The organism is Nitrospinota bacterium (assembly GCA_016235255.1).
Lineage (GTDB): Bacteria > Nitrospinota_A > UBA7883 > UBA7883 > JACRLM01 > JACRLM01.
Genome location: JACRLM010000026.1, coordinates 32,501 through 41,315, shown reverse-complemented (window position 1 = coordinate 41,315; position 8,815 = coordinate 32,501). Strand labels below are relative to the sequence as shown.

General features: G+C 61.1%; 5 protein-coding genes (1 of these 5 only partly in view). 3 read left to right on the top strand and 2 right to left on the bottom strand.

What is annotated here, in order from left to right; all coding sequences use genetic code 11:
- Positions 1-349: 349 nt before the first annotated feature.
- The 3 genes from glgA to HZB29_03000 are packed head-to-tail and all read left to right on the top strand — an operon-like array spanning position 350 to position 4,666.
- Positions 350-1,834 (top strand): glycogen synthase GlgA, encoded by a 1,485-nt coding sequence (gene glgA, locus HZB29_03010; protein ID MBI5814559.1) that lies wholly within the window; start codon positions 350-352, stop codon positions 1,832-1,834.
- A complete protein-coding gene (locus HZB29_03005) occupies positions 1,831-4,227 on the top strand; it encodes a GAF domain-containing protein (protein MBI5814558.1) in 2,397 nt (798 codons plus the stop codon). The genes glgA and HZB29_03005 overlap by 4 nt, the downstream gene beginning before the upstream one ends.
- A 46-nt stretch (positions 4,228-4,273) precedes the next feature.
- Complete coding sequence (locus HZB29_03000) at positions 4,274-4,666, top strand: response regulator (protein ID MBI5814557.1); 393 nt, start codon at positions 4,274-4,276, stop codon at positions 4,664-4,666.
- A gap of 13 nt (positions 4,667-4,679) precedes the next feature.
- Here the strand turns inward: HZB29_03000 and mutL are convergent, their stop codons facing one another.
- Together mutL and HZB29_02990 are read right to left on the bottom strand one after the other, a co-directional pair.
- Complete coding sequence (mutL, locus tag HZB29_02995; protein ID MBI5814556.1) at positions 4,680-6,512, bottom strand: DNA mismatch repair endonuclease MutL; 1,833 nt, start codon at positions 6,510-6,512, stop codon at positions 4,680-4,682.
- Positions 6,513-6,625: 113 nt separating this feature from the next.
- A protein-coding gene (locus tag HZB29_02990) for a vitamin B12-dependent ribonucleotide reductase (GenBank protein ID MBI5814555.1) crosses the window boundary here: on the bottom strand, positions 6,626-8,815 show its 3' portion. 219 nt of this gene lie beyond the right edge of the window; 2,190 of the gene's 2,409 nt are visible here — the last part of the coding sequence; its start codon lies beyond the right edge, outside the window; it ends in the stop codon at positions 6,626-6,628.

Below are 8,815 nucleotides of genomic sequence, written 5' to 3'. Positions count from 1 at the left end.
GCGATGGCTGTGAATTTACGTATCAGGAGAGAGAGAGAGAGAGAGAGAGAGAGAGAAGCAAGAATTCTGCCTGGCGATTGTTTCATGTGATCATTCCACTTTTTGTTTATGAAAACTTTATGGCGTTTTTGCTGGCGCCGCACCTCGACAGGGCTCAGCATGACAAGGGTGACATACACTTACCCCTCGGCAACATTTGTCATTCTGAACGCAGTGAAGAATCCCGATTCAAGGAGACCCTTCGCGTAGCTCAGGGTGACACTAAACACGGGCTTATTGTAGGTTTTTATAGCGAATTGGGCAATTGTTTTTACTGAGGTGGCGCCGCGATTCACCGGTGAGTTGACTTATGAAGAAAAAATCCGGGCCGCCCAAAGGGCCTCTTACGATAGTGTTCGTGGTGTCCGAAGCGGTCCCGTTCATAAAAACGGGGGGGCTTGGAGATGTTGGGGGCGCCCTGCCTGCCGCCCTTGCCGAAGAGGGGGCAAAGGTCCATGTGTTCGTCCCGCGTTACAAGGGGATCGGCGCGGCCATCCCGAAGGGGGCCAGGCCGGAGGCGAAGGTGGCCGTCCCCATGTCCACCCGCCTGCCGGAAGGGGAAATATACACGCTCAAAAAGGACGGGGTGGACTTCCACTTCGTCGGCAACGAAAACTATTTCGGCCGGGACCACCTGTACAACACTCCCGAAGGGGACTATCTGGACAACCTGGAGAGGTTCGCCTTTTTCTGCCGCGCGGCGCTTGAAGGGGTGAAAGCCCTTGGAATTAAGCCGGACATCGTCCACGCCAACGACTGGCAGACGGCCTTGGTCCCCGTTTATCTTAAAACGATATACATGGACGACCCGGTCTTGGGCGGCGTTCCTGGCGTATATACGATCCACAATCTGGGATACCAGGGGCTATTCAATCCCAGGGACTGGCGTCACACAGGGCTTGATTTCCGGCATTACCGGAACGGGGAGATGGAGTTTTACGGCGGCATAAACCTGATGAAGGGGGGGCTCGTATTCGCCGACCTTATCACCACGGTCTCCCCCACGTACGCTTCCGAGATCAAGACGCGGGAGCATGGCTGGGGGCTCGACGGAGTGCTCCGCAAACGGGCGGACGCCCTTTGCGGAGTGCTAAACGGCATAGACACGAAAGTATGGAATCCGGCCGGCGACAAGCTCATCCCCGCAAACTACACCCCGGCCGGGCTTGCCGGCAAAAAGGTGTGCAAGGAAAAACTGTTCGAAGAACTCGGCCAGCCTCCGGGGAACGATCCGCTTATCGGCGTGGTGTCGCGGCTGGTCGAACAAAAGGGGATGGACCTGTTTGCCGAGGTGATAGACAGCCTTCTGGACGACGGGATGCGCGTGGCCATGCTCGGCTCCGGCTCGCCCGCTTTCGAAGAACTCTTCCGGGAACTGGCCGCCAGAAGGCCGGACAGGGCCTCTGTCCGGATAGGTTACGATGAAGGATTGGCGCACCGCATCGAGGCTGGCTCGGACATTTTCCTCATGCCATCGCGCTACGAGCCTTGCGGGCTCAACCAGATGTACTCGCTGCGGTATGGCGCCGCCCCGGTGGTCCGCGCCACCGGCGGGCTTAACGATACCGTTTCCGACTACGACCCGGTCACGGGGGCGGGCAACGGCTTTAAGTTCCACGAACCTTCGGCCCACGCGCTTTACTGGAAGACATCGGAGGCGGCGGCGATATTGCGCGGAAAGCCGGATGACTGGTATAGAATGGTCAAACGGGCGATGAAAGAGGACTATTCATGGAGCAAGTCCGCCCGTACATACCTTGGGGTGTATAAAAAGCTGGCGTGGGGGAAAATATGATTTCCGGGGAGCGCGCCGGACAACTGGCCGGCGGCCTTGAGCGCATATCCCTTCATGCGCTCGACCTTGAAAAAATACTTGCGGACATCGTCCCGGCCGCCTGCGAGGCCGTTGGCGCCGACGCGTGCGTTGTGTTGCTGCTCGACGAGGGGGATCAGACCATGTCCCTTGCGGCAAGCAGGGGCTTTAACCTGGAGGCGACCAACGCGCTGCGCCTGCCCAGGGACAAAGGGGTGAGTTGGCGGGTAGTCCGGGAAAAGCGGGTGATCACCCTCCCCCGGGCCAGGGAAGACCCGGAATTCTACAACGTTCCCGAATCCGGCGAAGACCGGTATCAAAGCTATCTTGGCGCCCCGCTGATGGACTCCGATGGGTGCGTGGGGATGATCTTCGTCCAGACGGTGGTCCCGAGGGAATACTCCGAGGAAGACAAGCAGGCGCTCCGGCTGATCGCGGAGAAGGTGGCGGGCGCCGTGCGGGCGGCGGTATATATAAAAAGGACCCGGGAAAAGGTCAACGTACTGTCCGTGCTCTCCGAGATGGGGCGCTTCATGAGGGAGACGGACGACCCGGCGCAGATCGTAAGGGCAGCCGCGCGCCACGCCGCCATGCTAACCGGCGCCCGCAGCCAGATAGTGTGGCTGGCCGGGGAAGACGGGCAGCCTGCGCCCCACCACAGCCCGGACTCGGTGGGAGACGAGGAATATCTGCGCCCCGTGCGCCTTGGCGTTGTCTCAGAGGCCATGCGGGAAAAGACCATGATCCGGGTCGACGATATAAGAAGCCAGGACAGGTTCCCCAACTTGAACAGGGTGGCAGCCCTGTCGCTGGCCTGCCAGCCCCTTGTTTACAAGGACAGGACGCTGGGGGCCATACTCGTGACCGACAGGATGCCCCCCCAGTCCGGCGGCGGGCTTTGCGCCCCGTTCGCCGCCGAGGAGCTTTCCGCCCTGGCCGAAATAGCCTCCATCACGGCCCAGGCCATCGTAAGCCTGAGTGAAAACGAGGCCCTTGAGCGGGCGCTGGAGGTGAACAAGAAAAACGCCAGGGAACTTTCCATCCTCCTGGAGGTGGCGGTGGCCATGCAGCAGGCGATGAGCCTGGACGACCTTCTTAGAGTCATACTCTCTTCGGTGACGGCCGGGCAGGGACTGGGCTTTAACAGGGCGGTGCTGTTCCTTGCAAACGAGCGCACAGGCTACTTCCACGGAATGATGGGCATCGGCCCGGACTCCGGCGAGGAGGCGGCCAGGATATGGAACAAGATCGGCTCGAATCCCACCCCCCGCCAAGGGCTTTTGCAATGGCTTTTGGAGCAGGACCATTTCGAGATAAAAAACTCCAGGTTCAACGAACTGGCCCGGTCGCTGCGCGTCCCCATTTCCGGCCACAACGCCTTGGCCAGGGCCGTGGGGCAAAGGGCCGGGGTGAGAGTCCGGGGGAGGGAAGATTTCATGGACGATGACTTCGCGCTGGCCGGCAGGCTCGGGTGCGACAGGTTCGCGGTCATGCCCCTTATCGTCCGGGACAATCCGCAGGGAGCCCTGTTTGTGGACAATCTGTACAATTCAAGGCCCATCACAAGCGAAGAGATCGACCTTCTGGCCAGGTTCGCACACCCGGCGGCGTGGGCCATCGAGAACGTGCGGCTCGTGGAAAGGCTCTCCACGGCCACAAGGGAGCTCTCCTCGCTGCAAAGCCGCATGGCCCAGGTGGAGCGCCTGTCCGCCCTGGGGGAAATATCCGCCGAACTGGCGCACGAGATAAGGAATCCGCTGGTGTCCATCGGCGGATTCGCCCGGCGGCTGCTGACTTACGTGCCAAGCCACAGGGTGGAGTCGCGCTATGCTTCGCGGATCGTGCAGGAGGTGGAGCGGCTGGAGGGGATATTGAAAAGCACCCTGGACGTCTCCCGCGGCATTTCGTCCGGGCGCAGGGCGGAGGACGTCAACACCATAGTACGGAACGTTTTCGAGCTGTACAGGCGCGCCATGTCCGAAAACGGCGTGGAGGGCAGGCTTAAGACAAGCTCCGCCAACCCCCAGGCGGTCATCGACGCAAGCCAGATCAAGCAGGCGCTCATAAACCTCACCCTCAACGCCATTGAGGCCATGTCCTGCGCCAGGCACGGGACAAGGAAGATATTCAGCGTCACCACGGACAAGGAAGGCGCGGGCGCCGCCGTGATAATCATATCCGACACGGGTGGCGGCATACCCGCCCGGGACTTTAACGACATATTCAGCCCCTTCTTCACAAGCAAGCAGGGAGGGACGGGGCTCGGGCTTTCGCTTTGCAAGAAGATCGTCAGGCTGCACAAGGGAACAATGACGATTGACAACAGGCTTGGGGATGGAGTAACTTTCACAATCACGTTGCCGGGCGCAAGTTAAGGGTTGACGGAGCCACGCCACGTTTTATTACGCTTAGGAGCTTATCTTGGCTAAGACGAAAATTCTCGTCGTGGACGACGAGGAGAACATACGCCTCCTTTACCGGGAGGAGCTTTCGGAAATCGGCTACGAAGTGGAGACCGCCAAGGACGCCATGGACGCGGAGAAGAAAATCCCGGTGTTCAAGCCGGACCTGATCACGCTGGACATCAAGATGCCCGGCATGGACGGTATGGAATACCTGCGCCGGTTCCGCGAAAAGGACAAGGCCACCCCGGTGATCCTGTGCACGGCATATCTGGACTACAAGAAGGATTTTCAGGTGTGGGGATCGGAGGCGTATGTGGTGAAGTCTTTCAACCTCGACCACCTGAAGGCCACCATAAAAGAAGTGCTCGAAAAGGCCGGCAAGGCCCCGGCGCAGGACGGGGCGGCCTGAGCGTCAGCGCCCCTTATTTTCTCAGGAACATCCTGTAAAGCCCCTCCCTGTCCACAGTCACCGATATGGGCCTGCCATGGGGGCACGTGTATGGGAGGACGCATCCGTCCAACTGGGCCAAAAGCCCCTCGATCTCCCGGGTGTCGAGCGTCTGCCCGGCCTTCACCGCCCCCCTGCACGCCATGATGTTTATGGCGCCCTCGGCCACATGGTCCAGCGGCGCCCCGCCTCCGGACTCCAACGTGTCGAGGATGTCGAGTATCATGGCGCGGTAATCTTTCTGACGGAGGATGAAGGGAACCGACCGCAGCATGAAAACGCTCCCCCCGAATTCCTCCAAGGCAAGCCCCAGCCTCGAAAAATCGTCCATGTGGCCGCGCATAATGTCCGCCTCCCTCATGGAAAACTCAATCTCCACCGGGAACAAAAGCTCCTGAGTCTCCACCCTTCCCTCACGGTATCTGGCGGAGATCTTTTCGTAAAGTATCCGTTCGTGGACCGTGTGCTGGTCCATTATCAAAAGCTTCTCCCCCTCCTCCACCAGGAAGAAAGACTGGAACACCTGCCCTATCACGCGCCTTTTCACGGCGGGGCCGATCAATGGAGCGGCCTCTTCGCCAGGTGTTGTCCGCTCCGGCGCAGGCCCCGGAGCTTCAGCCGCGAAAACCGCTGGAGGCTCGCAAAACGCCGGCCGTTCGGGCCGTTTCGCCAAAGCTGCCGCGGCCCAAGGGTCTTCTTCCTCTCTTGCCGGAGGAATGGCCGGTGATTGGTCTTTTGTCGGCTCGAAGTCCGCCAATGTCACCGGCGCGGAAGCGCCGCCTTTCATGTCCACCAATGTCTGGAGGATCGCCCCCTTCACAAGGGCTATCACCGCGCGCCCGTCGAAAAACCTCACCTCCGTCTTGGAGGGGTGGGCGTTCACGTCCACCTTCTCCGGCGGAAGCGATATGCGCAGGAACACCGCCGGATACCTCCCCCGGGGGATAAGCGAACGGTACCCTTCCGCCACCGCGAAGTTTATCAACCTGTCCTTTACGTGGCGGCCGTTTATATAGACATACTGGGTCTGGCTGCCCGCCCTCGTCCGCCCGGGAAGGGAAACAAGCCCCTCCACTTCCATGTCTCCGGAGGAAAACCGGACCGCCGCCAGGTTCCGCGCCGTGTCCCCGCCGAAAAGCGCCTCCACCCTGCCGTTAAAACCTGATGCGCTCTCCTCCGCCGGAAGGGAAAAGAGCGGCCTCCCCTCTTTTATGAATGTGAACGCCACGTCCGGCCTGGCTAGGGCGATCCTTATGGCCGCCTCCTTGGCGTGGGCAGCCTCCACCTCCTCGCCCCGCAGGAACTTGCGGCGCGCCGGTGTGTTGAAAAACAGGTCCCGCACCTGTATCCTCGTCCCCTTGATCGGAGCCCCGTCCCGCACGTCGCGGATTTTGCCCCCCTCGATGACGATGTCCGTCCCGGCAGGCTCTCCGGCCATGGCGGTGGAAAGGATCACCCGGGAGACCGAAGCTATGGATGGGAGCGCCTCCCCCCGGAAACCCAGGGTGGTGACGGCCTTAAGGTCGGCCGCGTCCCGTATCTTGCTGGTGGCGTGCCGCTCGAAGGCCATCATCGCGTCGTCCCGGGGCATGCCGGCCCCGTCGTCGCTCACTTCTATATATGATTTGCCGCCGTTGCGGATGGAAACGATCACAGAACGCGCCCCCGCGTCCAGCGAGTTTTCGGCGAGTTCCTTTATGATGGACGCTGGACGCTCCACCACTTCCCCCGCGGCGATCTGGTTCGCCACGTGGTCCGGGAGTATCCGGACGCCGCTGCCCCCTGCAGTGCCTGCCGCGTTTGTCATGGAGTAATTCTACACCCGGCGTAAAAAGGGGGCGGGGATTTTTTCACCCGCCCCGCTTCATGTATAAAACAGGTGACGCGCCGCCGATCGGCGGCATTCGCCCCGAAATCCGTTCAGCACTTCGAATATCCGCAGCCGCCGCACAGCAGGCATCCTTCCACATGCCTGAGCTGCCCGCCGCAAGAGGGGCATGCCCCCACCGCCACCGCCGCAGGATCCGGCCCCGCGGGCTTCGCCGATATATGTATCACCTTGGCGCCGTTCCCGTTCCCCCCGGCCCCTTTCAGCCCCTGGCCTTTGGTCTCATTGCGCTCTTCCTCTTCCTTGTGCAGTTCAAGCCACTGGCCGATGGCCTTGCCGATGGCGTCGGCGCAGGAGGATATCCTCACCCCCTTGTCCCAGGCAGGCTGGTGGCACGATATGCCGGAAAGCTGGGAACGGACCACTTCCACGTCCACCCCCGCCCGCAACGCAAGGGACACCAGTCTTCCGATGGACTCCGTCTGCGACGCCGCGCATCCCCCCGCCTTTCCAAGCTGGGTGAATAGCTCCAGCGGACGGCCCGTCTCGTCCTTGTTGATCGTCACGTACATGGAGCCGCAGCCGGTGTTTATCCTGTGGGTGGACCCGGTCACCACGTCCGGCCTCGGGCGTATGGCGGCCTTGTCCTCGATCTGATGGGGATGTTCTTCTTCCGCCTTCCCCTTGCCGTAGGTGGAGCCGGTGGAAAGCACCTGCTCCTCCCTGGAGCCGTCCCGGTATATTGTCACCCCCTTGCACCCAAGGTGATAGGCGAGCATGTACACCTTGGCCACGTCCTCTATCTTCGCCTCGTTGGGGAAGTTGACGGTCTTGGAGACCGCGTTGTCCGTATGGCGCTGGAAGGCGGCCTGGGTCCTCAAATGCCACTCCGGGCTTATGCCGTGGGCGGTGACGAACACCTTGCGGATGTCCTCCGGGATCGCTTCCATGTCTTCGATGTGGCCGCTGTACGCCACGTTCTCCATGAGCTCCTCGGTGTAAAAGCCCCGCTCCCTTGCCACCGCGCCGAACATCGGATGGGCCTCCACCAGCCTGTCGCGGTCCATCACCGTGCGCACGAACGACAGGGCGAACAAAGGCTCCACCCCGGATGACACCCCGGCGATGATGCTGATCGTCCCGGTGGGGGCGATGGTGGTGGTGGTGGCGTTGCGGAGCTTTTGCGCCCCCGGCCTGTCATACGCCGAACCGGTGTAGTTGGGGAACGCCCCGCGCCGGGAGGCCAGGGCCATGGAGGCTTTCTTGGACTCTACGTTGACAAACTCCATCACCTCTTCGGCCAGGGTGATCGCCCGCTCCGAATTGTACGGGATCCCCAGGGAGATTAGCATGTCCGCCCAGCCCATCACTCCAAGGCCGATCTTGCGGTTGGCCTTGGTCATCTTCTCTATCTTCTCCAGCGGATACTGGTTCATGTCTATCACGTCGTCCAAAAACCGGGTGGCAAGATGTGTCACCCTCTTGAGCCGCGCCCAGTCAATCTCCCCGCCGGAAAGCATCCGGGCCATGTTGATCGAGCCTAAATTGCACGACTCGTACGGCAGCAACGGCTGTTCGCCGCAGGGGTTGGTGGACTCCATGTCCCCCACATGGGGCGTCGGATTGTCCCTGTTTATCCTGTCTATGAATATGATCCCCGGATCGCCGTTCTTCCAGGCGGAGGCGACTATCTTGTCGAACACCGAGCGGGCGTTGAGCCTGCCGGAGGGCCTTTTTGTATGAGGGAGGATCAGGTCATAGTCTTTCCCCTCTTCCACGGCGCGCATGAACGGATCGGTGAGGGTGACTGATATGTTGAAGTTCGTAAAACCCTTGTTGTCCTGCTTGCAGTCGATAAAGTCCATGATGTCCGGATGGTCCACCCGCAAAATGCCCATGTTGGCCCCGCGGCGCGTGCCGCCCTGTTTGACCGACTCCGTGGCCGCGTCAAACACCTTCATAAAAGAGACCGGGCCGGACGATACCCCGCTGGTGGACTTCACCCTGCTCCCCTTCGGGCGCAGCTTGGAGAAGGAAAAACCTGTGCCGCCGCCGGACTTGTGGATCAGCGCCGTGTCCCGCACCGCCTCGAATATGGACTCCATGGAGTCCTCCACCGGAAGCACGAAACAGGCGGAAAGCTGCTGCAGGTCCCGCCCTGCGTTCATAAGCGTTGGGGAGTTGGGGAGGAACTCAAGCCTTCCCATGATGCCGTAAAAGGCTTCGGCGGCCCACTCCACGTCCTCCGCCCCGCCGTAACGGGCCTCCGCCTGGGCGATGTT

What these genes read in the sequence shown, in the direction of transcription:
- glgA (MBI5814559.1), top strand. Translation starts at nt 350, where the DNA reads ATGAAGAAAAAATCCGGGCCGCCCAAAGGGCCTCTTACGATAGTGTTC.
- mutL (MBI5814556.1), bottom strand. Translation starts at nt 6,512, where the DNA reads ATGACAAACGCGGCAGGCACTGCAGGGGGCAGCGGCGTCCGGATACTC.
- HZB29_03005 (MBI5814558.1), top strand. Translation starts at nt 1,831, where the DNA reads ATGATTTCCGGGGAGCGCGCCGGACAACTGGCCGGCGGCCTTGAGCGC.